Here is a 25,349-nt window from a genome sequence, read left to right on the forward strand (position 1 = left end):
GGGCTTCGATGAGTAACGTCCCCTGGCTGAGCGTGCTGTGGCTGGTGCCACTCGCGGGTGCCGCGCTGGTCATCCTGGTGCCGCCCGGGCTGCGGCAGCTCGCCAAGTGGATCGGCCTGGCGTTCGGACTGCTGACGCTGGCGGTGGCGGTGGTCATCACCGCCGGCTTCAAGGCCGGCGGCCCCACCTACCAGTTCGTCGAAAGCCATTCGTGGATCCCGTCGTTCGGGGCCGGCTACACCCTGGGCGTGGACGGCATCGCGGTGGTGCTGGTGCTGCTCACCGTGGTGCTGATCCCGGTGCTGCAGGTGGCCGGCTGGAACGACGGCGGCGAGCGCACGCGGGGTGTCCACGCCTACATCGCGTTGACGCTGGCCATCGAGTCGATGGTGCTGGTCTCGGTGATCGCCCTGGACGTGCTGCTGTTCTACGTGTTCTTCGAGGCCATGCTCATCCCGATGTACTTCCTGATCGGCGGCTTCGGTCAGGGTTCGGGCCGCTCCCGCGCCGCGGTGAAGTTCCTGCTGTACAACCTGTTCGGCGGGCTGATCATGCTGGCCGCGGTGATCGGGCTGTACGTGGTGACCGCGAAGCACGGTGCGGGCACCTTCGACTTCCGGGCGATCGTCGACGCGGTACAGCACGGGCGCCTGGGCGTCGATCCCGCGGTGCTCAAGGCGCTGTTCCTGGGCTTTATGTTCGCCTTCGCGATCAAGGCGCCGCTGTGGCCGTTCCACCGGTGGCTGCCCGACGCCTGCGTGGAGGCCACGCCCGCGACCGCGGTGTTGATCACGGCGGTGATGGACAAGGTCGGCACCTTCGGCATGCTGCGCTACTGCCTGCAGCTGTTCCCGGATGCCTCGACGTATTTCCGGCCGCTGATCGTGACGCTGGCCATCATCGGCGTGATCTACGGCGCGATCGTGGCGATCGGCCAGAAAGACATGATGCGCCTGATCGCCTACACCTCGATCTCGCACTTCGGGTTCATCATCGCGGGCATCTTCGTGATGACCAGCCAGGGCCAGAGCGGGTCCACGCTGTACATGCTCAACCACGGCATCTCCACCGCCGCGGTGTTCCTGATCGCCGGGTTCCTTGTGACGCGACGCGGCAGCCGGTTGATCGCCGACTACGGCGGCGTGCAGAAGGTGGCGCCCGTCCTGGCGGGCACCTTCCTGGTGGCCGGCATGGCCACCCTGTCGCTGCCCGGGCTGGCGCCCTTCGTCAGCGAATTCCTCGTCCTGCTGGGCACTTTCAACCGCTACTGGCTGGCCGGCGCGTTCGGGGTCACCGCACTGGTCCTGGCGGCCATCTACATGCTGTGGCTCTACCAGCGCGTGATGACCGGACCGGTGGCCGCGGGCAACGAGAAGATCACCGACCTCAAGGCGCGCGAACTGCTCGTCATCGCGCCGTTGATCGCGCTGCTGATCGGTCTCGGGGTCTACCCCAAGCCGGTGCTGGAGCTGATCAACCCCGCCGTCGCCAACACGATGACCACCATCGGCCAGCACGATCCCGCGCCGAGCGTGCCCCCGGGCACCGCGGCACCGGACCGAGCACCCCGCACAGCCGAAGGACCACACCGATGATCCTGCTCCCCTCCCCCAGCATCGAGTACTTCCTGCTGAGCCCGATGCTCATCGTGTTCGGCGTCGCGGTGGCCGGTGTGCTGGCCGAGGCGTTCGTGCCGCGGCGGTTCCGCTACGGCACCCAGGTGGCGCTCGCGCTCGGCGGCTTGGTGGCGGCGTTCGTCGCGGTCGTCGCGGTGAGCCGCTCGGTCTGCACCTCGGGACGCACCGCGGTGCTGGGCGCGATGGCCGTCGACCGCACTGCGCTGTACCTGCAGGGCACCGTGCTGCTGGTGGCCGTGCTCGCGGTCATCTTCATGGCCGAACGCACGCAGGCCAAAGCGGAACGCAAAGCGGCCGTGGGAGTTTCAGGGGCCGCTTCGGCGGCGGCCGGCCTGGATTCCTTCACTCCGCAGGCCTCCGCGGTGCCCGGCAGCGACGCCGAGATCGAGGCCGAACGGGCCGGGGCCGCGCAGACCGAACTCTTCCCGCTGACGATGCTCTCGGTCGGCGGCATGATGGTGTTCCCCGCGTCCAACGACCTGCTGACCATGTTCGTCGCGCTGGAAGTCCTTTCGCTGCCCCTGTATCTGATGTGCGGCCTGGCCCGGCATCGTCGCCTGCTGTCGCAGGAGTCGGCGATGAAGTACTTCCTGCTGGGCGCGTTCTCGTCGGCGTTCTTTCTCTACGGCGTGGCGCTGATCTACGGCGCGACCGGTACGCTGCTGCTGCCCGGCATCCGCAAAGCCTTTGCCGCCCAAGGTGACACGTCGATGGCGTTGGTCGGCGTCGCGCTGCTGTCGGTCGGCCTGCTGTTCAAGGTCGGCGCGGTCCCGTTCCACTCCTGGATTCCCGACGTCTACCAGGGCGCCCCCACTCCGGTCACCGGCTTCATGGCGGCGGCCACCAAGGTCGCGGCGTTCGGCGCGCTGCTGCGGGTGGTGTACGTGGCGCTGCCGCCGCTGCACGACCAGTGGCGCCCGGTGTTGTGGACGATCGCCATCCTGACCATGGCGGTGGGCACGATCACCGCGGTCAACCAGACCGACGTCAAGCGGCTGCTGGCCTACTCGTCGGTCGCCCACGTCGGTTTCATCCTCACCGGCGTCATCGCCGACAACCATTCCGGTCTGTCGGGCACGTTGTTCTATCTGGTCGCCTACAGCTTCAGCACGATGGGGGCGTTCGCGATCGTGAGCCTGATCCGCAACGCCGACGGCGTCGAGGACGCCACCGTGTCCCACTGGGCGGGGCTCGGGCAGCGCTCACCGATCGTGGGCGTGATGTTCTCGATGTTCCTGCTGGCCTTCGCCGGCATCCCGCTGACGAGCGGATTCGTCAGCAAGCTCGCCGTGTTTCGGGCCGCCGCCCAGGGCGGGGCGCTGCCGCTGGTGGTCATCGGTGTGATCGCCAGCGGGGTGGCCGCGTATTTCTATGTGCGCGTGATCGTTTCGATGTTCTTCACCGAGGCCACCGAGGACACGCCCCACGTGGTCGCGCCCGGCATCCTGAGCAAGGCCGCGATCGCCGTGTGCGCCGTGGCCACCGTGGCGCTGGGGATCTTCCCGCAGCCTCTGCTCGACCTGGCCGACCAGGCCGCCCACCTGCTGCACTGAGCCGGCCGCACGCGCTGTTTGCGCCGCTAGCCCTTGGCCGCCGCTTCCGCGCCCGCGCCAAAGCCGGTGCCCTGGTCGGCGATTCCCGCGAAGTCGTCGATGGAGTTGCCCACACCTGAGGTGTAGGTGAGGCCGCCGGCATTGGTGGCCGAATTCGCGATGCCGGAGTTGTTCGCACCCGAGTTGAACATGCCGACGTTGGTGCTGCCCATGTCGGCGATGCCGGTCAGCTGGGTACCCGAGTTGTCGATCCCGACGTTGCCGTCGCCGATGTTTCCGAATCCCGAGCTCGGCACCCCGAGGGCACCGGCGCTCGTGTTCTGGTAGCCGGAGACGTCGACGCCCGAACTGTAGAACCCGGAGACGTCGGTGCCGGAGGTGCCGATGCCGGAGACCGAGCCCGGCTGGGTGATCGCGCTGCCGATGCCGGTGTTGAGGTCCCCGGAGTCGAACAGGCCGGTGTTCAGGCTGCCCGTGTTGAAGAAGCCCGTGTTTCCCCCGACGCCGCCGCGGCCTGCAGCATCGGCGCCGAACCGGCACCGGAGAACATCCGCAGCGAATTGATCTCCGGCGGCAACGTCAGAAAACTCATCGGCCTGTCCTTCCCATGAGGCGTGGCCACACACCGTCCCCCACGGGTCTCGTGTGTCAGAACCTCTCGGCGCGGCACCCGCTACGCGACCGATGAGCAAACATCGCATCGCAAATGCGCGAGATATTGCCAAAAAGTTCGGCAAACCTCCGTTCCGAGCCCACTGGGCAGCCCAACGCGGCCGACACCAAGCCGCTATGCGGCGTTACACGATGGCAACGGCACCGCACCCGGCCCTGCTGCCCGCAAGGCGCGCGCCGGAAACCGCGCTTCGGCTATCGGCCAAACCCGCTACGTGAACGGGCGCGTAGCCAGCACGAAAATCGCCAGCGCGCCCAGCGGGGCGAGCAGCGGCAGCCACGGCAGCTGAAGCGGAAACGACACCGCAATCAAACCGGCCGACGTGAAGCACAGGGCAGCAACCCATGTCGCGCGGCTCCCGATGACCATCGCGGCCGACGGCCCGGTGGCGTGGCGGGACACCAGATAGGCTGCCGCGCAAAGCCCCGACAGGCCGACGGGCACGGGCGGTGGACCGGACAGCGCGATCGCGAACACCACGAGCACAACGGCAAACGTTGCGGCCGGCCGCAACGCCGTCCCGACGGCCACCGCGGTCAGCGCCGCCGCGCACCCGACCATCGCCGCCCCGTGCGAACCGACGGCGACCGATCCCACCATTAGCAGCCCGGATGCCACCGACAGGGCGGGGATGGCCATCCGCGCCGCGCCCGCCATGCCCGCGCTCATCCCCGCACCCGTCGCCCATGCCGCGGCAGCACACCCATGGACTGCTCCAGGGCGGCGCCCTCGGACCAGGACACGATGTCGACACCGACGGTGGCCATGTCGCGATACATGGCGGAGCGCTGCAGCCCCCACAGCTCGTCCACCAGCGGGTCGCGATCGCCCCGGAACGGAGCCCGGTCGAGGACGTCCACCGCCAGGACGACGTGCCCGCGGCGGCGGAGGTCGATCAGCGCCAGCGCGAACTCGGTGTCGAGCAGCGTGGAGAACGCGACGACGATCGCCCCGGCGGGGACAGCCGCGCGTGGCGCCAGGGTGCCGGTGGTGTCCTCGAAGTGCTCGCCGACGTCGAGCACGGTGTCGAGGACACGGAAGAACTGGCGTTGTCCGATGTCGGCGCCGAGCCACCGTGGGCGCCTGCCGCCCAGGGCGACGATTCCCGCGCGATCGCCGTGCCGCAGTGCCGTCTGCACCACCTGGGCCGCCCCGCGTACGACCCTTTCCGTGGCCTCGGTCGCCGGGCCGGCCGGCTGACGATAGGCGTCGATCAGCACCACCACGTCGGCGGCGCGGTCGGTCAGCCGTTGCGTGACATGCAGTTGGCGGCGACGAGCGCTCACCGGCCAGTTCACCGCCCGCAACTGGTCGCCCGGCACGTAGGGTCGAATGTCGGCGTACTCCACGCCCGGCCCGACGTGCCGGGTCAGGTGCGCACCGAGGCGGTCGAGCAACTCGGTCTGCGGGATCGGCGTCGACTGCGGCGGCGTCAGCGGGAACACGACGACGGCGGCGGCGTCGACGGTGGCCGTGCCGGTGAGCAGCCCCCCGCGCGCCACCACGTCCACACGTGCCCGCAGGTAATACCGGCCCCAGCGATGCGCCTTCGCCGCAACCGTTTTCGCCGCACGACCATCGGCGGCGAGGACTTCGAGCCCCATGCCCGCGACGTCCGGGACCAACAGCTCGACGGTCGCGGCCCCGGCGTCTTCGACGGTGGCCCACACCCGGAGCCGTACCCGCTCGTCTTCGAAGCATCGCTGCGACGCGGGGTTGCCGTGCACGCGGACCGGGGGCATCCGAGGCTGCCAGCTGATCGAGCACAGCACACCGAGCAGCGGTGCGGCGAACGCGATCAGCTGCCACCTGCCGCCGATCACCGCGACGGCCAGCGCAGCGCCCGCACTCGTCGCGATCGCCCGCGTCAACGGGGATGCGCGCCAGCGGAACTCGACCGTGCGCGGCTCCGTCACGCCGGACCCGCCAGGCTGTCGCCGCCGCCGGTCCGGGGCACCGGCAGGCGCCGCAACAGCTCCCCGACGACATCGGCGCCCTGGATCTTTCGCACCCACATCTCCGGGCGCAGGGTGATCCGGTGGGCGATCGCCGGGATCGCCAGCGCCTTGACGTCTTCGGGAATCACATAGTCGCGCCCCAGCAACAGCGCACGGGCCCGGGCCAGTTGAACCAGGTCGAGCTCGGCGCGCGGGCTGGCGCCGACCGCGACCTGCGGATGGTGCCGGGTGGCCGCCGCCAGCGACACCACGTAGCGCAGGACGTCGTCGTGCACGGTCACCTGCTCGACGGACTCGCGCATGGCCAGCAGATCGTGCGCGTCCACCACCTGATCGACCACCGGCTCGGACGACCCGCGCTCGAGACGCCGGCGCAGCATGGCGGTCTCGTCGCGCTCGGAGAGGTAACGCAGCTCCAGCCGGATCGCGAACCGGTCCAGCTGCGCCTCCGGCAGCGGGTAGGTGCCTTCGTACTCGATCGGGTTGTCCGTCGCCAGGACTATGAACGGTGTTGGCAGCTGGTGGGTTTCGCCGTCGATGCTGACCTGGCTTTCAGCCATCGCCTCCAGCAGGGCCGCCTGGGTCTTGGGCGGGGTGCGGTTGATCTCGTCGGCGAGCAGCAGGTTGGTGAAGATGGGTCCGGCGCGGAAGGCGAACCGGCCCGACTGCATGTCGTAGATCGTCGAGCCGAGCAGGTCGGCCGGGAGCAGGTCGGGGGTGAACTGCACCCGGGTGAAGCGAAGCCCCAGAGCGGCGGCGAAGGACCGCGCGATGAGCGTCTTGCCCAGTCCCGGCAGGTCTTCGATCAGCACATGCCCGCGGGCGAGCACCGCGGTCAGGATGAGCGTGAGCGCCGAACGCTTGCCCACCACCACGCGTTCGATCTCGTCGATGACTGCACCGCAGTACTCGGTGGTCTTGTCGGCCGGCAGTGCGGTGGGCAACGTCATACCTGCTCCAACTTCCGTAGGATCGCCTCGAGCGCCGCACGGCCGGGGCCGGGCCCCCGGTCACCGCCACGGACGACGTTGTTGGGATTGACCCATTCCCAGAGTTCGGCTCCGAACAGTATCCGCCCACTGGTGTGATACGCGGCGGGGTCCTTCGAAAGCCTTTGGCCGGTTACGAGTTCGTAGCGCCGTGCGAGCATCGGCCGCAGGTGCCGGTCCCAGTCCGCCCGGGTCGAGTCCGACCACCGGATGGTTGTCTCCGTGTTGGCGACCCAACGGCGCAGCGCGTCCCCGAGGTCGTCCGCACCGGGCTCCTCGTCGGGTTGCGGTCCCCTCCCCACGACGCGACGAACGTTGAGCAGCACCAGGGCCAGCGCGACGCCGGTGGCCGCGAGCACGAGTCCGCGGTCGGGCAGGGCCAGCGTCAGCAACTCCACACTGAGGATGAGGAATACCCCAAGGGCGACAAGCCTGTTCATGCGTGGCTCACGGACCGCAGTTCGTCGAGGACCAGCCGCAGCGCCCGGACCGCGACGTCGCGGTGAGCTTCGTTCATCACGTGCGGGCTGAACCGCGCCTCGGCGAAAAGATCGACCAGTTGGACGGCGTTGTCGGCGTGCAGCGCGTGGCGTTCGACGGCGCGGGCCAGCACCTCGGTCGGGGTGTCGAAATCCTGCGGGACGGCGCCCGGAACGTTCGCGAGCTCGCGTTCCATTGCGGCGTAGCAGGCGATGATCGCCTCGCGCGGCTCCCGGCGCAGGTCTGTCATCTCGGCCAGGCCGCGCTCGGCGGCCCGCACCAGCGAGCCCGGGTTCGGTTGCGCCGCAGCGGTTTCGCCCTCTTCCGCGGCGGTTTCGCCCGCGCCCGTCGCGCGCCACCGCCGGCGCGACTCGAGGAGCGTGCCCACGACGAGGATCGGCAGCAGGGGCAGCGTGCAGGCGATCAGGACGCGGGATATGTTGCCGGAGTCGGCTTTCGGCGGTTGCCGGGGCGGCGGGGCCCCGGTGCGCGCCGGGGGCGACACGCTCGCGGATCCCGGCGCGGGGGGCGTGACGTCGTGGCCCACCGCGACCCGGGTCAGCAGCGTCAGCGCCAGCAGCAGGCCCGCGATCACCCCGAGCGCGACCAGCACCACCCGCCAACTCGGCCGGTCGGTGCCGGTGTCGAGCAGCGCGGGCAGGTCCGGCCCGCTGGGCGCGAACCCTCGGGGATCGCGCAGCCGCGCGACGACGGCGATCGCGAGCAGCGTCACCGTCCCGGCCAGGGCCGCGACGACGGCCGTCCAGGCCGCGGCACTGCCGCCCGCCTCGGTGCGGAAGGCCCGGTCGTGGGCCGGAAGATAGCCGCGCAGCGCCACGGCGACCACGAGCAGGAGCACGATCAGCGCCACGACCCGCGCCGTGGGTTTGTCACTACCGGGCATCGGCACACCACTCGACCGGTTAACTGCCGCCGTTGCGGCTTCGGTTTTTCATCCTCGCACGTCAGGCGGCGGTTTCGCCAGGAATCCCGGCGCCGGCCGGTGCTGCGTTGTCCACAGCCCGCATTGCATCCACAACCCGGCCGAACGGGGGCGGTATTCGAACGTTTGTTCGCTACCCTGGACGCATGGTCGCGATGATCCCCGAACAGGCACGAGAGCGGATCGACGCCGCCCTCGACGCGATCGACGCCGCCCATGACGTGCTGCGTGCGACCTCCTCGGATGTGGTGGGCAACGACTTCCGGGTGGACGTCGCCGAACGGCTCGAGACGCAGCACCGCACCAACCGGGGCCTGATGTACCGGTTCTTCGCCGAGATCGCCGAGCCGCCTGACGGCGGCGAGTCCATACCGGCCCAACGCGACCGGCTGTGGGCCCGGCTGCGCATCCCGCCGCGGGAAATCCGGCGCCGCTTCAAGCTGGCCGCGCGAATCCGGCCGCGGCGCTCGCTGACCGGTCCGCCTGTCGCACCGGAGCTTCCGGAGTTGGCGGCGGCACTCGAGGCCGGCGCGGTCGGCGAGGACCACATCCGCGCGGTATGCGACGCGGTCGACGTGCTGCCCTCCTGCGTTTCGGCCTCCGACGTGGCGGATGCCGAGCGAACGCTGGTGCAGCACGCACGGAAACTCGATGCCGGCGTCGTCACCAAGCTGGGCCACCGGATCGCCGACCACCTCAACCCCGACGGCTTGTTCAACGACGAGGATCGGGCCCGTCGCCGCGGGCTACACCTGGGCGCGCAGGGACCGGATGGCATGTCCCGGTTGTCGGGATTGCTGGAACCCGAGGCCCGAGCGTACTTCGAGGCCATCCGCGCGGCCGTGCGTCCGGGACGTCACCAACCCGACGGCGCCGCGCCGCAGGAGCGCGACACGCGCACACCCGCGCAACGCTGCCATGACGCGCTGAAACTCGGTCTCAAGGCTGCGGTCTCGTCCGGTCGGCTGGGATCGCACCGGGGCCACCCCGTCACGGTGGTCGCCACGACCACGCTGGACGATCTCGAGCGAGCCGCCGCAGCGGTTGCCGACGAGTCCGTCCCGATGCCCGCACCCGCGCGGACCGGCGGCGGGTCCAGGCTGCCGATGCCCGACCTCATCCGCATGGCCGCCGATGCGATTCACTACCTGGCCGTGTTCGACGGGCACACCGGCCGGCCGCTGTACCTGGGCCGCCAGAAGCGGATCGCGACAGCCGATCAGCGGCTCATCTGCTACGCCCGCGACCGGGGCTGCACGCGACCCAATTGCCTTGAACCGGGCTATAACTGCGAAGTGCACCATTCGCCGGACTGGGCCGAAGGCGGCCGCACCGACGCCGATTCGTTGCATTTCGCCTGCGGCGGCGACCATGACGGCGCGAGCCGCGGCGAATGGCACACCGAGGTCACCGAAAACGGGCGACTCGGCTGGAGCAAGGGCGACGGCCCACCGGAGATCAACCACGCCCACCATCCCGACGAGCTTTTGCGCGGTGATCTCGATCCGCCGATTCAGGAGGAGTGAGGTGGGATCGGCCGCCGAAGTTTCGGGGCGAGTTTGCCGGGTAGCCGGAGAGAGTCCGGATCCACTCGACCCAGGTCCACTTGAGAATGGGGGAAACATCATGGACAGCAAGAAAAACCACGACAGCCACGCACTCCGCCGTACGTTGGCGGCGATCGGCGCGGGCGTCGCAGGCCTGGCCGTCAGCGCAGGGATCGCGGCCGCGACCGGCGACGCGCGCACGCAGTCCGTCGCGCACGGTTCGCAGGTGAGCTCCCTGCCCGACGAGCCGGCGCCGCCGCCTCCGCCCGGTCCGGTCGGTCCCGGTGTCCCGGGACCGATGCCGGGCGCCCCGGGGCCGATACCCGGCGGGCCGGGGCCGATACCCGGCGGGCCGGGGCCGATGCCCGTTGGGCCGGGGCCTATGCCCGGCGGACCGGGGGGCCCGGCACCGGGGTACTGAGCCCGGGCGGCTCCAGCCCCGGCCGGGCGTGCGGCGCCACCGGCGGCCAAGGCCCCTATTCGGGTTCGAACGGCCGGAAGCTGCCGTCGAGGACCTGCAAATGGCCGATCGTGCGGCCGGTGACCGCGCCCGGATCGACCAACGCCAATTCGACTGCGGCGCGCGCGAATTCGTCGACATCCGCGGTGTGGCCGAATTCGCGCGCATAGTAAGCCAGGCCCGGGGTCATGATGGGCTTGGACGGCGACAAGGCGTTCACCGCGACGTTGTGGTCGGCGAGGTCGTAGGCCGCGCACTGGGTGAGATGCTCGAGCGCCGCCTTCGATCCGCCGTACCCGGGCAGCACTCCCCCGCCGCGGTCGGGGAAGGGGCCGTCGCCGGGCAGCCGGGACGCGACCGAACTGATGTTGACGACCGCGCCCCCGCCCGCGTCGATCATGTCGGGGCACACCCGCTGCATCAGCTCGTAGGCGGCGAAGACCGCGATCTCGAAGTGCCGGCGGTAGGCGGCCAGCGGAATGCTGACGAACCCGGGCCAGCCGGGCTTGGCGCCACCCGCCTTCGCCGCGGGCTTGGCGCGGGGCGCGCCGCCGGGCGCAGGCGGGCGCCCGGGCGCGGTGAAGGCGGCATTGTTCACCAGGATCGTGATGGGCCCCAGGGCATCTCGTGCCGAATCCACCAGCCGGGAGATGTCGTCGGGGTCGGTCAGGTCGGCCCGGACCGCCACGGCGCGGCCACCCGCCGACTCGATTCCGGCGACCGTCTCGCCGATCGTCCCTGGCAGCCGCTCGTCCCACACCTGCTCGGTGCGGCCCGCGACCGCGACGGCCGCACCCTCGGCGGCGAGCGCCGCGGCGATCGCCCGGCCGAGGCCGCGGCTGCCGCCGGTGACGATCGCGGCCCGGCCGGCGAGCCGCCCCGTCATCGCCGCACCCCGTGCACGACGATCGCGGCGGTCTGCTCCACCCACGCCTCGTCGAGTGCGTCTTCCGGGCGCAACAGCATCCGCAGCATCGTCGCTCCTCCGATCAACTCGATCAACCGGTCCGGGTCCACGTCGTCATGCGCCTCGCCCCGCTTGACCGCCTCGCCCAACCGCAGGCGCACCGCGGCGAACACGTCGACGAAACGCGACATGACCCGGGCGTTGAGGGCGGGGTCGGCCGTCATGTCGGCCACCAGGCCGGGCAGGGCGGCGCGCACGACCGGCGTGGTGAACACGGCGCGGGTGGCCTCGATCATCATGCGGACGTCGGCGGCGATGTCGCCGGCCGGCGCCTCCAGCGCGGTGGGTGCCGTCGGGAAGGCCGCCTCGTGCACCAGCTCGGCCTTGCTCGACCACCGCCGGTACAGCGCGGATTTCGTGGTACCGGCCCGCTCGGCGACCGCGGCCAGGCTCAGATTCGAATATCCGATCTGCACAAGCAGTTCCGCGGTTGCCGATAGGATGGCCGAATCGATACGCGGGTCCCGCGGGCGGCCGGCGCCGGGGGCCTTGTCAAGGGCGGACGGGTCTGCTTTCATAACGCTACCTACCGTATCGTAATTGTCGCGCAGAAGTCGCAAAGAATGGGGGCACCCCGTGGCCAACGAACCCGTCCTCGACAAGGTCGACCGGCTGCAGCGCTCGAGCCGCGACGTCAGCACCCTGCCGGGGGTGATGGCGCGGTGGCTGTCCACCGTCCTGCCCGGCGGGGCGACACCGGAGGTGACCGTCGAGAGCGGCGTGGACTCCACGGGCATGTCCTCGGAAACCATAATCCTGACCGCCCGCTGGCAACAGGACGGGCAGCAGATCGAGCAGAAGCTGGTGACCCGGGTGGCCCCCGCCGCCGAAGACGTGCAGGTCTTCCCCACCTACCGGCTCGACCACCAGTTCGAGGTGATACGAAAGGTCGGTCACCTCACCGACGTCCCCGTTCCGCCGGTCCGCTGGCTGGAGTCCACCGGCGACGTGCTGGGCACGCCCTACTTCGTGATGGATTACGTCGACGGCGAGGTGCCGCCCGACGTCATGCCCTACACCTTCGGCAACAACTGGTTCGCCGACGCGCCCGCCGAGCGCCAGCGCGAACTGCAGGACGCCACCGTCGGTGTGCTGGCCAAGCTGCACGCTATACCCCGCGCCGCCGAGGAATTCGGCTTTCTCACCGAGGGCTCCGAGGGCGACACCGCCCTGCGCCGGCACTTCAACTGGGTGCGGTCCTGGTATGACTTCGCGGTGCCCGACATCGGCCGCTCACCGCTGCTGGAGCGGACCTTCGAGTGGCTCGAGGCCCACTGGCCGGCCGAGGCGGCCGCCGCCGAACCAGTCCTGCTGTGGGGCGACGCCCGGGTGGGCAACGTGTTGTACCGCGACTTCCAGCCGGTGGCGGTGCTCGACTGGGAGATGGTGACACTCGGCCCGCGTGAGCTCGACGTCGCGTGGATGATCTACGCGCACATGGTCTTTCAGGAACTCACCGGCCTCGCCGGGCTACCGGGCCTGCCGCAGGTGATGCGCGAGGACGACGTCCGCGCCACTTACGAACGGCTCGCCGGCGTCGAAATAGGCGACCTGCGTTGGTTCTACGTGTACTCGGGTGTGATGTGGGCGTGCGTGTTCATGCGCACCGGCGCCCGTCGGGTGCACTTCGGGGAGATGGAGAGGACCGACGACCCCAATTTCGCAGAATCGCTGTTCTATCACGCCGGATTGATGCGCCGTTTGATCGGCGAGGGTCTCATCGGAGAGGACCAGTAATGTCGCACAGGCTAGGCCCGCTGGACGAATTCCCGGTGCACCAGATCCCGCAGCCCATCGCGTGGCCGGGCTCCAGCGACCGTAACTTCTACGACCGTGCCTACTTCAACGCCCACGACCGCACTGGGGACATCTTCGTCGTCAGCGGCATCGGCTACTACCCGAACCTGGGCGTCAAGGACGCTTTCCTGCTCGTCCGGCGCGGCGACACCCAGACCGCGGTGCACCTGTCCGACGCCATCGACCAAGACCGCCTCAACCAGAACGTCAACGGCTACCGCATCGAGGTCATCGAGCCGCTGCGCAAACTGCGCCTGATCCTCGACGAAACCGACGGCATCGCAGCCGACCTCACCTGGGAAGGCCTGTTCGACGTCGTGCAGGAACAGCCGCATGTGCTGCGGTCGGGCAATCGGGTGACGCTCAGCGCGCAGCGGTTCGCCCAATTGGGCTCCTGGAGCGGACGCCTGGCCGTCGACGGCGACGAGTTCGCCGTCGACCCCGCGACCTGGATCGGCAGCCGGGACCGGTCCTGGGGCATCCGGCCGATCGGCGAGCCCGAGCCGGCGGGCCGCCCCGCCGATCCGCCCTTCGAGGGCATGTGGTGGCTGTACGTGCCCATGGCGTTCGACGACTTCGCGATCGTGCTGATCATCCAGGAGGAGCCCGACGGCTTCCGCTCGCTCAACGACTGCACCCGGGTCTGGCGCGACGGCCGCGTCGAGCAGCTGGGCTGGCCGCGGGTCAAGATCCACTACCGTTCCGGCACGCGCATCCCGACCGGGGCGACGATCGACGCCACCGCACCGGACGGCACCCCGGTCCACTTCGACGTGGAGTCCAAGCTGCCCGTCCCCATCCACGTCGGCGGCGGCTACGGCGGCGACTCCGACTGGCTGCACGGCATGTGGAAGGGCGAGAAGTTCGTCGAACGGCTGACCTACGACATGACCGACCCGGCGATCGTCGCGCGCTCCGGGTTCGGCGTGATCGACCACGTGGGCCGCGCTTTGTGCCGCGAGGGCGACGCGGAGCCGGTGGAGGGTTGGGGGCTCTACGAGCACGGCGCGCTGGGCCGCCACGACCCGTCCGGGTTCGCCGACTGGCTGTCGGTCGCCCCCTGACGCTGGGCATTCTCGCCCGAGTGCGGTTCACTAGACGGCGTGACGAATCCGCCGCCCCCCGACGCCGGATCCTGGAGCGTGGACGTCGTGGTGGTCGGCGCCGGCTTCGCCGGGCTGGCCGCCGCGCGCGAACTGACCCGGCTGGGCCATGACGTGGTGGTCCTGGAGGGCCGCGAACGCGTCGGCGGCCGCTCGTTCACCGGCAGCGTCGCCGGGCTGCCCGCCGACATGGGCAGCACCTTCGTCGGCCCCACCCAGGACGCGGTGCTGGCGTTGGCGGCCGAACTGCAGATCCCGACCACCCCGACCCACCACCACGGCCGGAGCATCATCCAGTGGCGCGGCTGGGCGCGCCCCTACCACGGCACCATTCCGAAGCTCTCGCTGGCGGGGCTGATCGACATCGGCCGGCTGCGCTGGCAGTTCGAGCGGATCGCGCGCGGCATCCCGCTGGCGGACCCGTGGAACGCGCGCCGCGCCCGCGAACTCGATGCCCAGTCGCTCGGCGACTGGTTGCGCTCGGTGCGCGCCTCCGCCTCCTCCCGCGACCTGCTGGCGATCGTGTCCCGGGTGAGCTGGGGGTGCGAACCCGACGAGGTGTCGATGCTGCACGCCGCCCGGTACGTGCGCGCCGCCGGCGGCCTGGACCGGATGCTCGACGTCGAGAACGGGGCCCAGCAGGACCGTTTCCCGGGCGGCACGCAGCAGATCGCCGACGCGGTGGCGGCCGAGCTCGGCCCGCGCATCGTGCTCGAGGCACCGGTGCGGCGCATCGAGCGCAATGGCGCGGGCGTGGCGGTCACCTGCGACCGCGGCCGAGCCGAGGCCGGATTCGTCATCGTCGCCGTTCCGCCCGCCCACCGCGCCTCGATCGAATTCACTCCCCCGCTGCCCGAGGAGTACGACGAACTCGCCCGGCACTGGCCGCAGGGGCGCCTGAGCAAGGCCTATGCGGCCTACTCCACGCCGTTCTGGCGGGCCGACGGCTTCTCCGGCCAGGCCCTCTCCGACGAGGGTCCCGTCTTCATCACCTTCGACGTCAGCCCCCAAGCCGACGGGCCGGGCATACTGATGGGCTTCGTCGACGCCCGCGCGTTCGACTCACTGCCCGCCGACCAGCGCCGCCGCGAGGCGTTGCGTTGCTTCGCGTCGCTGTTCGGCAGCGACGCGCTCAAACCCCTCGACTACGTCGACCATCGTTGGGGCACAGAAGAATTCGCACCGGGTGGCCCGACGGCGGCGGTACCGCCGCGGTCGTGGACCCGGTCCGGGCCGTACCTGCGCCGGCCCGTCGGGCCGATCCATTGGGCCGGCACCGAAACGGCCGACGAATGGACCGGATTTCTCGACGGCGCCATCCGATCCGGCCGCCGTGCGGCCGCCGAGGTCACGGCCCTGCTGTGAGCCGCCCCTTCAGGAGCTGATGCGCCGCAGGTCGCGGCTGACCGACCCGGCGAGCTCCCGCAGATGGCGGTTCACCGCGGCGGGCTGTTCCAGCATCGAGCAGTGACCGCCGGGCAACTCGACCAGGCCGACGACGTTGGGCGCGGTGCGCGCGATCGCGCGGGATTGGCTGATGGGCGTCAGCCGGTCGCGCTCGCTGCCGATCACCAGCGTCGGCACCGTGAGGCCCTCCAGGTCGAGGTGGCGAGACCCCAGCGAGCCGACCAGCATCCGCGCGCACCCGCCACGCCCCGCGGCCGAGGTCTGCGCGAACAGCTCGTAGACGAGCGTGGCCGCGCTCGGGTCCGCGTCCTTGGCGACCGCCAGCATCGCGACCAGGTAACGACTCGGGACGCGGGCGACGCCGGGCAGCGGGAACCCGCCGAACGCACCGATCAGCCCGCGCACGAGCAGGTCGCGGGCCGGCGACAGCCGGCGCGGCACCGGCAGCAGGCTCACCTTGCTGACCAGGTCGCCGGTCGTGGTGTTGATCAGGGCCACCGCGTCGGCGCGCCGGTGCACCTTGTGCCGGTAGCGCGCCGACCAGGCCGCGATCGTGATGCCGCCCATCGAATGCCCGGCCAGCACCGCCCGTTCGTGCGGCGCCAGTGTCGCCTCGAGCACGCAATCCAGGTCCGCGGCGAGGGCCTCGAGGGTGTAGCCGTTGCCGCGCGGGACGCCGCTGCGCCCGTGGCCCCGGTGGTCGAAGGCGATCACCCGGTAGTCGGTGGCCAGGTCGGCGATCTGGTATGCCCACGCGCGGATCGCGCAGGTGATGCCGTGGGTCAGCACGATCGGATAGCCGTCCGGCGGCCCGAACACCTCGGCGTGCAGCGGGGTGCCGTCGGCCGCGCGCACGGTCAGCTCCCGGCTGGGCGGCAACACCTCGGACAGTCCGTCGTCGCCGCGGGCGGATCGTCTGGGACTCATCGCGGTTTCCCCTCCAATGCGGCCACGCTGCCACGGTTTCGGATCCCGCGAGTCTAGCCTGACGCCGACGTCAATTCCGGCAGATTCGCCTTCGCTTTCCGGTCCTATTCGGCGGTCACCGCGCAGGAGGCCAGCAGCCGCAGCGCCTCCTCGGACCGCGAGCGCGGTTCGGCGGTGTAGCCGAACAACGACAACCCGCCCGTGCCGATGTCGAGCATGTTGCACCTGAGCACTTGTTCCCCGACGTCGGCATGGGGGAAGCGCTTCACGCCGTGGCGGTGCGCCTTGACGTTGAGCGCCGCCCAGCGGCTGCGGAAGTCCTCGCTGCGGGTGGTGAGCTCCCCGACGAGCCGGGTGACGGCCGGCGAGTCCGGGGAGCGCGCGGCCTCGCCCTGCAGTAGGGAGACGGCGTCGTCGGCCGCGATGTCCCACTCCGGGAAGACCCGACCGGCGGTGGCATCGAAGAAGATGAACCGCGCCAGGTTCGGCGTTGCCACGGCGCGGGCGAACAGCGCCGCGCCTCACCGCTCCAGCGCCTCCGCGCAGGCGTCGAGAATCGCCTCGAAACTCGAGCGCAGCACCCGGTGGCTGACCGCCTCGAGCAGCCGTCCGCCCGCCCAGGCGGGGTGGGTGTAGTTGGTGAGCCAGTCGACGTGGGTGCCGGTTCCCGCCGGGGTGAAGGTCAGCGTGCCGCCCTCGTGGCGGAACGGCGGAAATGACCGGACGATCAGGTAGGTGTAGCCGTGGGGGCCGGTCGTAGGCGGTGATCTCCTCGCGGAACCAGGTGCCGACGCCGGTGACCTCGCGCAGGCAAATCCGGCGACAGACCCGCGGCAAGGCGCGACAAAGCCGCGACGCCGCCGGCCGAGGCGCCGATCGCCATGACTCCGCGCAGCATGTTCTCGCCGTTCGCGTTGATCACCACCCTCGGCTACCCCCATCGAGCGCAGGTAACCCGGAAGGTCCTAGCTAGTGCCCCGATCGGGCATTTCAGGCGGTGACACGCCAAGTTTCGGCGGCCCGGGCGTGGCGCGGCGGGTTTTCCCGGTCGCCGGGCGGGGCATCCCCGGACAAAGACGTCACAAACACCACAGACAGGAGGCCGCATCGTGCCGTCGTCCATCAAGAACGAGAAGCTCTACGAGGATCTGCGCCGGCAGGGCGACTCCAAGGAGAAGGCCGCGCGGATCTCCAACGCGGCCGCCGCGCAGGGCAAGTCGTCGATCGCGCGCAAGGGCGGCAGGGCCGGCTCCTACACCGACTGGACGGTGCCGGAGCTGAAGAGGCGCGCCAAAGAGCTTGGCATCTCGGGGTATTCGGACCTGACCAAGGACAAGCTGATCGCCAAGCTACGCAGCCACTGATCAATCACTGATCAATCACAGAGGCCGAGCCGCTTCGGCCAGCACCACGAAGGCGGAAGCGAAGTCGTTGTCGCCGGTCTGGGACCTGATCTGTTCCCAGTCGAGCCGCTCCCGCACCGCCGGCAGCTGCGTCGCGAAGTCGCAGAAGTGCTCGTCGAGGGCGCGCAGTGCCGTTCGGCGCGGTCCAGCAGGTCCGTCCGCACCGCCACACCGTTGACGCGATGCAGGCACGTCGACGACCGCGTTCCCAGCCCGGGCCTGGAACAGCCAGCCCTCCGGGGGCGTTCGATGCCGAATCCCGCGCGCTGCAGGGCGGCCGCGGCGTCGGCCACATCGGCTTCGGCGACCACCAGATCACGTCGTGATTCGGTTCAGGCGCCCCGTGAGCCCGCGGCGCATGGCCCCGGCCAGGGCGAACCGCGGCCCGCCCTCCTTGAGCGCCGACGCCGCCGCGCGCAGCGCCTCCCGCAGCCGGCCGTCGTGCACGGGCGGGCCCGGGGATCTGTGCTGCCATGGTCACTACGTCATACCCCGCGACCCTGGCTGGCAGCCCGACGGCCCGACGCCATTGCGCCCCAGCGTTTGTCGTCTGTTTAAGCAACGGCCGGATTGGCAAACCAAGTAGCTATGCCAGCCCCAGTCCTGAGAGCCTACGACGGGGCTGCCGTCGTGATTCCCGCCCACAACGAGCGGGCGAAGCTGCCGGCGTGCCTGCGCGCGGTGCTGACCGCGGCCCTGTGCGCCCCGGTTCCGGTCACCGTCGTGGTCGTGCTCGACGACACCGACGATGACAGCGCCCAACTGGCCGGCGAGTACGGGCCCGACGTGCACTTCGTATGCGTCGACGCCCGCAACGTCGGCACCGCGCGGGCCGTGGGCTTCGGCTATGCCCGGTCGCTGCACGGGCCCGGCGCCCGGTGCTGGTACGCCACCACCGATGCCGACAGCCGCGTCGACCCCGGCTGGCTGGTCCGCCAGCTCGAGACGGGGGCCGACATGGTGCTGGGCGTGGTGCGCGTGACCGACTGGCACCAGCACTCCCCCGACGTCGCCGACCGGTTCCTGCGGGCCTACGAGGGCGGCGCGGGGGACCCGCACGACCACATCCACGGCGCGAACATGGGCTTTTCCGCCCGAGCCTACTGGCGGGTCGGCGGGTTCCGCCCGCTGGCCTCCGGCGAGGACGTCGACCTGGTCGAGCGTTTCGAGTCCGCCGGCTGTTCCATCCACCGGGACACCGGGATATCGGTCATCACGTCGGCGCGGACCCGGGCCCGCGCCCCGCACGGCTTCGCCCATCACCTCCGCCGACTGGGCACGCCGGCGACGGGGGACTGCGCGTGACGGCGGGATTGGTCAAGCACTGGCTGGAGACCGGACGGCTGGAGTTGCCGCTGCCGGCCTCGGGTCGCACCGCCGAGCGCTGGCAGGGTCTGGCCCTGCTGGCCGAGGAGGACATCGTGGCGGCCCGCATCGCCGAGGCCCACGTCGACGCCGTCGCCATCCTCGACGAGCTCGGCGGCAAGCCGCCCGATCCCGGCCAGCTGTGGGGCGTGTGGGCCGCCGAGGCCCGCGACGCGCTGCTGACGGCCGCCGAAGCCGGCGGCGCGTTCACCCTGAACGGCACCAAGGTCTGGTGCTCGGGTGCCGGCTTCTGCACCCATGCGCTGGTGACGGCGCGACTCGCCGACGGAACGCGCGGCCTGTTCGCGGTGTCGGCGCTCGATGCCACCGTCAAGGCCCTGCCGACCACGTGGTGGAACGCCGGGATGGCCGGCAGCGACACCCGGCCGGTGCAGTTCACCAACACCCAGGCCGTCGCCGTGGGCGGCCCCGGCGACTACCTGAGCCGGCCCGGGTTCTGGCACGGCGCGATCGGGGTGGCCGCGTGCTGGCTCGGCGGCGCCCGCCGGGTTGCCGAACCGCTGTACCGTTGCGCGGGAAGCGAATCCGCGGACGCCTACTCGCTGGCCCATTTGGGCGCGGTGGATGCCGCCCTCGCGGCCGGCGAGGCGATGCTGAGCACCGCCGCCGCCCACATCGACGCCGACCCGTTCGACCGGACCGACACCGCCCAACTGCTCGCGCGCCGCGTCCGCAGCGTCGTGGAGCACGCGGCCGACGAGGCGATCACCCGCACCGGCCGGGCCCTGGGCCCCGGGCCGCTGTGCCAGGACGGCCGGCACGCCCAGCGGGTGGCCGACCTCACCATCTACATCCGGCAGAGCCACGCGGAGCGCGACCTGGCCGAGCTCGGCAAGCTTGCGGGACAACACCGTTGACCGCGCTGACGGCCCTGCCGGCCGGCAACTGCGAACGGTTCGCGGCCAAGCCGCTGACCCGCGGCGGCACACCGCTGCCGGTGTGGCTGACCGCCCTGGGCCGCGGGCCCCTGCCGCCGCTGGACCTCACCGGGTGCCAGCGCCTGGTGGTCGTCGCCCCGCACCCCGACGACGAGACCCTGGGGATGGGCGCCACGATCGCGCACCTGGCCTACGCGGGGGTCGACGTCCAGGTGGTGTCGGTCAGCGACGGCGGCGCCGCCTACCCGGGGGCGACGGCGTTGCAGCGGATCCGCCTGGAGACGACACGCCGCCACGAGTTAAGCAGGGCGGCACGGGTTTTAGGGATTCCCCCTGCGCTGTCGCTCGGCCTGCCCGACGGGGAGGTCGCCGACCACGAGGACGCCCTCACCGAGGTGCTCGCCGGCGTTCTCGGCGCCGCCGGGCCGGACACCTGGTGTGCGGCCACCTGGCGCGGCGACGGGCACCCCGATCACGAGGCCGTGGGGCGCGCGGCGGCGGCGGCCTGCGCGCGCACCGACGCCACGCTGCTCGAGTTCCCGGTGTGGATGTGGCACTGGGCCAACCCCGCCGACTCCGTGGTGCCGTGGGAGCGCGCCCACACCGTGGCCGTACCCGGTCGCGCGGTCTCTCGAAAAAAGCTTGCCGCGCAATGCTTTCGCAGTCAGTTCGAGCCGTGCCACGGGGCGTCGGCGCCGGTGCTGCCCGGGTTCGTGCTGCCGCGGCTGCTCGCGGTGGGCGAAGTGGTCTTCCGGTGAGCACCCGGCTTCCCGACGCGTACTTCGACCGGCTCTACGCCGGCGAGGACGACCCCTGGCGGCTGTCGACGCGGTGGTACGAGGAGCGTAAATACGCGATCACCCTGGCGATGCTGCCCGGCCGCCGCTACCGGCACGCGTTCGAGCCGGGGTGCTCGATCGGCACGCTGACCGAACTGCTGGCACGGCGTTGCAACCGAGTGGCCGCGGTGGACGTGGCCGACGCCGCGCTGCGCGGCGCGGACCGGCGGCTGCGGGCGGCCGGCTGCCGTGAGCGGGTGGACCTGGCGCGGGCCTCCCTGGACGAGGCGTGGCCGCGCGGACCCTTCGACCTGGTGGTGCTCAGCGAGGTCGGATATTACCTGCAGGCCGACGCGCTGGCCGCCGTGCTGGATCGTGAATGCGCTCGGCTGCAGCCGGGCACCACCGTCGTCGCCGCCCACTGGCGCCACCCCGTTGCCGACTACCCGATCGGCGGCGATGCGGCGCACCGTGTCGTCGCGCGCACGCCCGGCCTGGCGTCGCTGGGGTGCTACCGCGACCGCGACGTCGTCGTCGAGGTGTTCGGCCTCGGCGACGGGCGGTCGGTGGCGGCGCGCGAGCGCGTGCCCGGTGCTGGCCCGTGACGTGCGTGGCTTCCCCGGCCCGCGGCTGCTGATCGGGATCTCAATCTCACCCCGGCGGCGGTGCGGCGCAGGTAGGGCATGCGGCCGCTCGCGGTCGCCGCCACGTTCCCGGCCGACACGCCCGACCGCCAGCTCGACCACATCCTCACCGACGATCCCGCCCTGCGGGCGGGCGCCACCGAGTCCGAGTCGATGCCGATCTCGACCACCGGCCGCTGGCCGTCAGCCTGGAACGCCGGGGCCCTCAGGCGCCCTGATCGGCCGGCCAGCCGAGGGCGACGAGGCGATCGCGTACGCGGTCGATGTCGTCCAGGGACGGCATCTCGTTGGTGACCCGGCTGATCTCCACGCCCATGTCGGCGGCGCCGGCCGGGACCCCCCGGCCCCGAATCCGTTCGGTGATCGCGACGATCTCGTCGTCGGAGAGCCGGCGGGGAAGCAATACGAACAACGGCACGTATCCAGTTGCCGGCACGCCCGCGGGGTAGCCCGCGCGCAGGAAGCCGACCACTCTGGACACCACGTTCGCCATCGTCAACCCGCCTCGCTCGCTTCGCCGCACGCTACCGGCGGCAGCCCTGGGCTCGGATACCGCCTCCGGCGGATTTCAAAACCCATGCCGGCGACCCCAGGTGGACGCATTGTCGCACTCCCACGACGGCGGGCCCGGCCCAACGCGCCCGACCATGCGGTCGTGCTGGGCCCCGACGTCGACACCTGGCTCAAAGAACAGGTGACACCCGGCGCGGCCGCGGCGCAAACGCCGAACTGCTGACGCGCCGAACCCACCCCAGAGCGTAAGGGATACAACATGTCTCGCACCCGTAGTCGAGACGGCGCCGGGTGCGGGGCGGCTTCGGCAAAATCGAGGAATAACGCCATCGAGTGCGGGTACCCGGCGCTTTGTGGGAAATACGAGGGCAGCCCATTCGGGCCAGACCGTGGTCGTCACCGGCGCGAGCGGGGGCATCGGACGTGCGACGGCCAGAGCGTTCGGCGCGCGCGGCGCACAGGTCGGACTGCTCGCCCGCGGCGAGGAGGGGCTGAGCGGCGCGGCTCGCGACGTGGAGGCCGCCGGTGGGAAGGCCTACGCGGTGCCCACCGACGTCGCCGACCCGCGGCAGTGCGAGTCGGCGGCCGAAGAAGTCGAGCGGGCCTTCGGGCCGATCGACGTCTGGGTGAACGTGGCGTTCACGTCGGTCTTCGCGCCGTTCTGGGAGATAGAGCCCGACGAGTTCCGCCGCGTCACCGAGGTCACCTACCTCGGCTACGTCTACTCCACCATGGCGGCGCTGCGCCGGATGCGGCCCCGCAACTCCGGAACCATCGTGCAGGTGGGTTCGGCGCTGGCCTACCGGGGCATCCCGCTGCAGAGCGCCTACTGCGGCGGCAAGCATGCGATTCAGGGTTTCAACGAATCGCTGCGCTGCGAACTGCTGCACGAGCGCAGCAAGGTCCGCGTCACCATGGTGCAGATGCCGGCGGTCAACACCCCGCAGTTCTCGTGGGTGCTGTCGCGGCTGCCGCGCCAGGCCCATCCGGTTCCGCCGATCTACCAACCCGAGGTGGCCGCGCGGGCGGTGCTGCACGCCGCGGACCATCCCCGGCGGCGCGAGTACTGGGTCGGGGGGAGCACGGCCGCGACGCTGGTCGGAAACGCCCTCGCGCCCGGGTTGTTGGACCGCTATCTGGCGCGGACCGGGTTCGACTCCCAGCAGACCAAGGACCCCCGGCCGGCCGGGCAGCCGGCCAACCTGTGGGAGCCGGCCGACGGAAGCGGCCGCCGCGACTACGGGGCCCAAGGCATCTTCGACGACCGGTCGTCTGCCCGCAGCTTCCAGCTGTGGGCGTCCCAGCACCACGGCCTGCTCGGCAGCGCGGCGGGTGGCGCGCTCGCCGCCGGGGTCGGGGCGGCGGCGCGGCTGCTGCGCCGGCGGGGCCGATGATCGCCGGTGACGGCGCCGGGTCGGCGCGCCCACGCGCGTCGGCACACCACCCGCTTTTTCGTTCGGCCACTTCGCACTAGCTAGGCCAGAAGTATTTCGATTGAGGAGGAGAACCGATGTCCAAGAAAGACGTTGCGGACTATCTGCTGGAGCGCCTGCGGGCCTGGGATGTTGAGCACGTTTTCGCATTCCCCGGCGACGGCATCAACGGGATCCTCGCCGCGTTCGGCCGCGCGGACAACGAGCCGCAGTTCATCCAGTCGCGCCACGAGGAGATGAGCGCCTTCGAGGCGTGCGGCTACGCCAAGTTCACCGGGCGCGTCGGCGTGTGCATGGCCACGTCGGGGCCGGGCGCCATCCACCTGCTCAACGGCCTCTACGACGCCAAACTCGACCACGTCCCGGTCGTGGCCATCGTCGGCCAGACCAACCGCAGCGCCATGGGCGGGTCCTACCAGCAGGAGGTGGACCTGATGTCGCTGTTCAAGGACGTCGCCAGCGACTACCTCCAGATGATCACCGTCCCGGAGCAGTTGCCCAACGTCCTGGACCGCGCCATCCGGGTGGCGATGGCTCAGCGCGCCCCGACGGCGCTGATCATCCCGGCCGACGTGCAGGAGCTGGAGTACTCGCCGCCCACCCACGAGTTCAAGATGGTGCCCTCGAGCCTGGGCGTCGAGTGGCCGTCGATCGACCCCAACGACGCCGCCATCGCGCGGGCGGCCGAGGTGCTCAACGCGGGCAGCAAGGTGGCGATGCTGGTGGGCAGCGGCGCGCGCGGGGCGCACGAGGAGGTCGCCCAGGTCGCCGACCTGCTCGGCGCCGGCGCGGCCAAGCCGTTGCTGGGCAAGGACGTGCTGTCCGACGAATTGCCTTGGGTAACCGGGTCGATCGGCCTGCTGGGCACCCGGCCCAGCTACGAGCTGATGCGCGACTGCGACACGCTGCTGACCATCGGCTCCAGCTTCCCCTACACGCAGTTCCTGCCCGACTTCGACCAGTGCCGGGCGGTGCAGATCGACGTCGACGGTCGGTTCATCGGCATGCGCTACCCCAACGAGGTGAACCTGGTCTCCGACGCGAAGTCGGCACTGAAGGCGCTGATCCCGCACCTGCGGCGCAAGGAGGACCGCAAGTGGCGAGAGACCATCGAGGCCAACGTGACCCGCTGGTGGGAAACCATGGCGATGGAGGCCAAGGTCAGCGCCGACCCCATCAACCCCATGCGGTTGTTCCACGAGCTGTCCCCACAGCTACCCGAGAACGCCATCGTCACAGCCGATTCCGGGTCGTCGGCGAACTGGTACGCGCGCAACCTGAAGTTCCGCGGCGACATGCGCGGCTCGCTGTCGGGCAACCTGGCCACGATGGGACCCGGGGTTCCCTACGGTATCGGCGCGAAGTTCGCCCACCCGCAGCGGCCGGTCATCGTGTTCGCCGGTGACGGCGCCATGCAGATGAACGGCATGGCCGAGCTCATCACGATCAAGCGGTACTGGAAGGAGTGGGCCGACCCGCGCCTGATCGTGGCGATCCTGCACAACAACGACCTCAACCAGGTCACCTGGGAGATGCGCGCCATGGCGGGAGCTCCGAAATTCACGGAGTCCCAAAGTCTTCCCGACATCGACTTCGCCGCGTTCGCGTCCAGCCTCGGCCTGGGCGCGATGACCCTGAAAGATCCCGACGAACTCGCCGACGCCTGGCGCGAGGCGCTGGCGGCCGATCGTCCGACCGTGATGGACGTCCACACCGACCCGAACATGCCACCCATCCCGCCGCACGCCACCTGGGACCAGTTCAAGGCCACCACCACCGCCTTCCTGTCCGGCGACGAGGACCGGATCGGCTTCACGATGGTGGGCCTGAAGACCAAGGCGCAGGAGTTCCTGCCGCACAAGAAGAGCTGAG

The 25,349-nt window shown here is 70.9% G+C and carries 26 protein-coding genes and 4 pseudogenes; 16 read left to right on the plus strand and 14 right to left on the minus strand.

Annotated elements, in window-relative coordinates; all coding sequences use genetic code 11:
* The first annotated feature begins 8 nt into the window (after positions 1–8).
* Together AB8998_RS22600 and nuoN are read left to right on the plus strand one after the other, a co-directional pair.
* Entirely contained in the window at positions 9–1,595 is a 1,587-nt protein-coding gene (locus AB8998_RS22600; RefSeq protein WP_369739858.1) for an NADH-quinone oxidoreductase subunit M, read from the plus strand.
* Positions 1,595–3,190 (plus strand): NADH-quinone oxidoreductase subunit NuoN, encoded by a 1,596-nt coding sequence (gene nuoN, locus AB8998_RS22605; protein WP_369741707.1) that lies wholly within the window; start codon positions 1,595–1,597, stop codon positions 3,188–3,190. Before AB8998_RS22600 ends, nuoN begins: the two co-directional genes overlap by 1 nt.
* A 26-nt stretch (positions 3,191–3,216) precedes the next feature.
* Here nuoN and AB8998_RS22610 read toward each other — a convergent pair whose 3' ends face one another.
* The 7 genes and pseudogenes from AB8998_RS22610 to AB8998_RS22640 all read right to left on the minus strand — a co-directional run bounded on the left by AB8998_RS22610 (position 3,217) and on the right by AB8998_RS22640 (position 8,194).
* Positions 3,217–3,486 (minus strand): hypothetical protein, encoded by a 270-nt coding sequence (locus AB8998_RS22610; protein ID WP_369739860.1) that lies wholly within the window; start codon positions 3,484–3,486, stop codon positions 3,217–3,219.
* 206 nt (positions 3,487–3,692) lie between these two features.
* Positions 3,693–3,782, minus strand: a pseudogene (locus AB8998_RS22615) (PPE domain-containing protein); the annotation flags it as partial.
* Positions 3,783–4,073: 291 nt separating this feature from the next.
* Positions 4,074–4,520, minus strand: coding sequence for a hypothetical protein (locus tag AB8998_RS22620; protein WP_369741708.1), 447 nt, complete (start codon positions 4,518–4,520; stop codon positions 4,074–4,076).
* A gap of 8 nt (positions 4,521–4,528) precedes the next feature.
* Positions 4,529–5,779 carry a DUF58 domain-containing protein gene (locus AB8998_RS22625; RefSeq protein WP_369739862.1) on the minus strand — a complete coding sequence of 417 codons (1,251 nt, stop codon included), beginning with the start codon at positions 5,777–5,779 and terminating at the stop codon, positions 4,529–4,531.
* The gene (locus AB8998_RS22630; RefSeq protein WP_369739863.1) at positions 5,776–6,771 is read right to left on the minus strand and encodes an AAA family ATPase; all 996 of its coding nucleotides are present in this window, start codon (positions 6,769–6,771) and stop codon (positions 5,776–5,778) included. The genes AB8998_RS22625 and AB8998_RS22630 overlap by 4 nt, the downstream gene beginning before the upstream one ends.
* Positions 6,768–7,250, minus strand: a complete 483-nt coding sequence (locus AB8998_RS22635; RefSeq protein WP_369739864.1) for a hypothetical protein — start codon at positions 7,248–7,250, stop codon at positions 6,768–6,770. Before AB8998_RS22635 ends, AB8998_RS22630 begins: the two co-directional genes overlap by 4 nt.
* Positions 7,247–8,194 carry a DUF4129 domain-containing protein gene (locus tag AB8998_RS22640; protein ID WP_369739866.1) on the minus strand — a complete coding sequence of 316 codons (948 nt, stop codon included), beginning with the start codon at positions 8,192–8,194 and terminating at the stop codon, positions 7,247–7,249. Before AB8998_RS22640 ends, AB8998_RS22635 begins: the two co-directional genes overlap by 4 nt.
* Positions 8,195–8,388: 194 nt before the next feature.
* On the opposite strand from AB8998_RS22640, the gene AB8998_RS22645 reads away from it, so the two are divergent.
* Positions 8,389–9,759 carry a 13E12 repeat family protein gene (locus tag AB8998_RS22645; protein ID WP_369741709.1) on the plus strand — a complete coding sequence of 457 codons (1,371 nt, stop codon included), beginning with the start codon at positions 8,389–8,391 and terminating at the stop codon, positions 9,757–9,759.
* A gap of 100 nt (positions 9,760–9,859) precedes the next feature.
* Positions 9,860–10,201, plus strand: a complete 342-nt coding sequence (locus AB8998_RS22650) for a hypothetical protein (RefSeq protein ID WP_369739868.1) — start codon at positions 9,860–9,862, stop codon at positions 10,199–10,201.
* A 55-nt stretch (positions 10,202–10,256) separates the two neighbouring features.
* Here the strand turns inward: AB8998_RS22650 and AB8998_RS22655 are convergent, their stop codons facing one another.
* Positions 10,257–11,126, minus strand: a complete 870-nt coding sequence (locus AB8998_RS22655; protein WP_369739869.1) for an SDR family NAD(P)-dependent oxidoreductase — start codon at positions 11,124–11,126, stop codon at positions 10,257–10,259.
* Positions 11,123–11,725 (minus strand): TetR/AcrR family transcriptional regulator, encoded by a 603-nt coding sequence (locus AB8998_RS22660; protein ID WP_369739871.1) that lies wholly within the window; start codon positions 11,723–11,725, stop codon positions 11,123–11,125. Before AB8998_RS22660 ends, AB8998_RS22655 begins: the two co-directional genes overlap by 4 nt.
* Before the next feature lie 58 nt (positions 11,726–11,783).
* Here AB8998_RS22660 and AB8998_RS22665 point away from each other — a divergent pair, with 58 nt between their 5' ends.
* Genes AB8998_RS22665 through AB8998_RS22675 form a run of 3 tightly spaced genes read left to right on the plus strand, consistent with a single transcriptional unit; the run spans position 11,784 to position 15,472 of the window.
* Positions 11,784–12,944, plus strand: a complete 1,161-nt coding sequence (locus AB8998_RS22665) for a phosphotransferase family protein (RefSeq protein ID WP_369739872.1) — start codon at positions 11,784–11,786, stop codon at positions 12,942–12,944.
* Positions 12,944–14,068: an Rv3169 family protein gene (locus AB8998_RS22670; protein ID WP_369739873.1), complete on the plus strand. Its 1,125-nt coding sequence runs from the start codon at positions 12,944–12,946 to the stop codon at positions 14,066–14,068. Before AB8998_RS22665 ends, AB8998_RS22670 begins: the two co-directional genes overlap by 1 nt.
* Positions 14,069–14,107: 39 nt before the next feature.
* Positions 14,108–15,472, plus strand: a complete 1,365-nt coding sequence (locus tag AB8998_RS22675) for a flavin monoamine oxidase family protein (RefSeq protein ID WP_369739874.1) — start codon at positions 14,108–14,110, stop codon at positions 15,470–15,472.
* 9 nt (positions 15,473–15,481) lie between these two features.
* Here AB8998_RS22675 and AB8998_RS22680 read toward each other — a convergent pair whose 3' ends face one another.
* From AB8998_RS22680 to AB8998_RS22690, 3 genes and pseudogenes are all read right to left on the minus strand, one after another.
* On the minus strand, positions 15,482–16,441 hold the full coding sequence (locus tag AB8998_RS22680) for an alpha/beta fold hydrolase (protein WP_369741710.1): 960 nt from the start codon (positions 16,439–16,441) through the stop codon (positions 15,482–15,484).
* A gap of 104 nt (positions 16,442–16,545) precedes the next feature.
* Entirely contained in the window at positions 16,546–16,953 is a 408-nt protein-coding gene (locus AB8998_RS22685; protein ID WP_369741711.1) for an MmyB family transcriptional regulator, read from the minus strand.
* Positions 16,954–16,962: 9 nt separating this feature from the next.
* A pseudogene (locus AB8998_RS22690) lies at positions 16,963–17,251 on the minus strand (SRPBCC family protein); the annotation flags it as partial.
* A 296-nt stretch (positions 17,252–17,547) separates the two neighbouring features.
* Here AB8998_RS22690 and AB8998_RS22695 point away from each other — a divergent pair.
* Entirely contained in the window at positions 17,548–17,805 is a 258-nt protein-coding gene (locus AB8998_RS22695; RefSeq protein WP_369741712.1) for a DUF7218 family protein, read from the plus strand.
* Positions 17,806–17,820: 15 nt separating this feature from the next.
* Here the strand turns inward: AB8998_RS22695 and AB8998_RS22700 are convergent.
* Positions 17,821–18,291: pseudogene (locus tag AB8998_RS22700) on the minus strand (hypothetical protein).
* A 141-nt stretch (positions 18,292–18,432) separates the two neighbouring features.
* Here AB8998_RS22700 and AB8998_RS22705 point away from each other — a divergent pair.
* The 5 genes and pseudogenes from AB8998_RS22705 to AB8998_RS22725 all read left to right on the plus strand — a co-directional run.
* Positions 18,433–19,149, plus strand: a complete 717-nt coding sequence (locus tag AB8998_RS22705) for a glycosyltransferase family 2 protein (RefSeq protein ID WP_369739875.1) — start codon at positions 18,433–18,435, stop codon at positions 19,147–19,149.
* Complete coding sequence (locus AB8998_RS22710; RefSeq protein WP_369739876.1) at positions 19,146–20,087, plus strand: acyl-CoA dehydrogenase family protein; 942 nt, start codon at positions 19,146–19,148, stop codon at positions 20,085–20,087. Before AB8998_RS22705 ends, AB8998_RS22710 begins: the two co-directional genes overlap by 4 nt.
* 5 nt (positions 20,088–20,092) lie before the next feature.
* Positions 20,093–20,866 (plus strand): PIG-L deacetylase family protein, encoded by a 774-nt coding sequence (locus AB8998_RS22715; protein ID WP_369741713.1) that lies wholly within the window; start codon positions 20,093–20,095, stop codon positions 20,864–20,866.
* Entirely contained in the window at positions 20,863–21,492 is a 630-nt protein-coding gene (locus AB8998_RS22720; RefSeq protein WP_369739878.1) for an SAM-dependent methyltransferase, read from the plus strand. Before AB8998_RS22715 ends, AB8998_RS22720 begins: the two co-directional genes overlap by 4 nt.
* Positions 21,488–21,749, plus strand: a pseudogene (locus AB8998_RS22725) (endonuclease/exonuclease/phosphatase family protein); the annotation flags it as partial. The gene AB8998_RS22720 and the pseudogene AB8998_RS22725, both read left to right, overlap by 5 nt.
* Here AB8998_RS22725 and AB8998_RS22730 read toward each other — a convergent pair.
* Positions 21,737–22,024, minus strand: a complete 288-nt coding sequence (locus AB8998_RS22730; RefSeq protein ID WP_369741714.1) for a DUF3349 domain-containing protein — start codon at positions 22,022–22,024, stop codon at positions 21,737–21,739. The pseudogene AB8998_RS22725 and the gene AB8998_RS22730 overlap by 13 nt on opposite strands.
* An 84-nt stretch (positions 22,025–22,108) precedes the next feature.
* On the opposite strand from AB8998_RS22730, the gene AB8998_RS22735 reads away from it, so the two are divergent.
* From AB8998_RS22735 to AB8998_RS22745, 3 genes are all read left to right on the plus strand, one after another.
* A complete protein-coding gene (locus AB8998_RS22735; protein WP_369739880.1) occupies positions 22,109–22,267 on the plus strand; it encodes a hypothetical protein in 159 nt (52 codons plus the stop codon).
* A gap of 130 nt (positions 22,268–22,397) precedes the next feature.
* A complete protein-coding gene (locus AB8998_RS22740) occupies positions 22,398–23,438 on the plus strand; it encodes an SDR family oxidoreductase (RefSeq protein ID WP_369739882.1) in 1,041 nt (346 codons plus the stop codon).
* A gap of 116 nt (positions 23,439–23,554) precedes the next feature.
* Positions 23,555–25,348 (plus strand): thiamine pyrophosphate-requiring protein, encoded by a 1,794-nt coding sequence (locus tag AB8998_RS22745; RefSeq protein WP_369739884.1) that lies wholly within the window; start codon positions 23,555–23,557, stop codon positions 25,346–25,348.
* Position 25,349 lies beyond the last annotated feature (1 nt).

Source organism: Mycobacterium sp. HUMS_12744610 (assembly GCF_041206865.1).
GTDB lineage: Bacteria > Actinomycetota > Actinomycetes > Mycobacteriales > Mycobacteriaceae > Mycobacterium > Mycobacterium servetii.

Coding starts and splice junctions, on each gene's coding strand:
- AB8998_RS22600 (WP_369739858.1), top strand. CDS start 9: ATGAGTAACGTCCCCTGGCTGAGCGTGCTGTGGCTGGTGCCACTCGCG.
- AB8998_RS22620 (WP_369741708.1), bottom strand. CDS start 4,520: ATGGCGGGCGCGGCGCGGATGGCCATCCCCGCCCTGTCGGTGGCATCC.
- AB8998_RS22630 (WP_369739863.1), bottom strand. CDS start 6,771: ATGACGTTGCCCACCGCACTGCCGGCCGACAAGACCACCGAGTACTGC.
- AB8998_RS22635 (WP_369739864.1), bottom strand. CDS start 7,250: ATGAACAGGCTTGTCGCCCTTGGGGTATTCCTCATCCTCAGTGTGGAG.
- AB8998_RS22640 (WP_369739866.1), bottom strand. CDS start 8,194: ATGCCCGGTAGTGACAAACCCACGGCGCGGGTCGTGGCGCTGATCGTG.
- AB8998_RS22645 (WP_369741709.1), top strand. CDS start 8,389: ATGATCCCCGAACAGGCACGAGAGCGGATCGACGCCGCCCTCGACGCG.
- AB8998_RS22650 (WP_369739868.1), top strand. CDS start 9,860: ATGGACAGCAAGAAAAACCACGACAGCCACGCACTCCGCCGTACGTTG.
- AB8998_RS22655 (WP_369739869.1), bottom strand. CDS start 11,126: ATGACGGGGCGGCTCGCCGGCCGGGCCGCGATCGTCACCGGCGGCAGC.
- AB8998_RS22660 (WP_369739871.1), bottom strand. CDS start 11,725: ATGAAAGCAGACCCGTCCGCCCTTGACAAGGCCCCCGGCGCCGGCCGC.
- AB8998_RS22670 (WP_369739873.1), top strand. CDS start 12,944: ATGTCGCACAGGCTAGGCCCGCTGGACGAATTCCCGGTGCACCAGATC.
- AB8998_RS22680 (WP_369741710.1), bottom strand. CDS start 16,441: ATGAGTCCCAGACGATCCGCCCGCGGCGACGACGGACTGTCCGAGGTG.
- AB8998_RS22705 (WP_369739875.1), top strand. CDS start 18,433: ATGCCAGCCCCAGTCCTGAGAGCCTACGACGGGGCTGCCGTCGTGATT.
- AB8998_RS22730 (WP_369741714.1), bottom strand. CDS start 22,024: ATGGCGAACGTGGTGTCCAGAGTGGTCGGCTTCCTGCGCGCGGGCTAC.
- AB8998_RS22735 (WP_369739880.1), top strand. CDS start 22,109: ATGCCGGCGACCCCAGGTGGACGCATTGTCGCACTCCCACGACGGCGG.
- AB8998_RS22745 (WP_369739884.1), top strand. CDS start 23,555: ATGTCCAAGAAAGACGTTGCGGACTATCTGCTGGAGCGCCTGCGGGCC.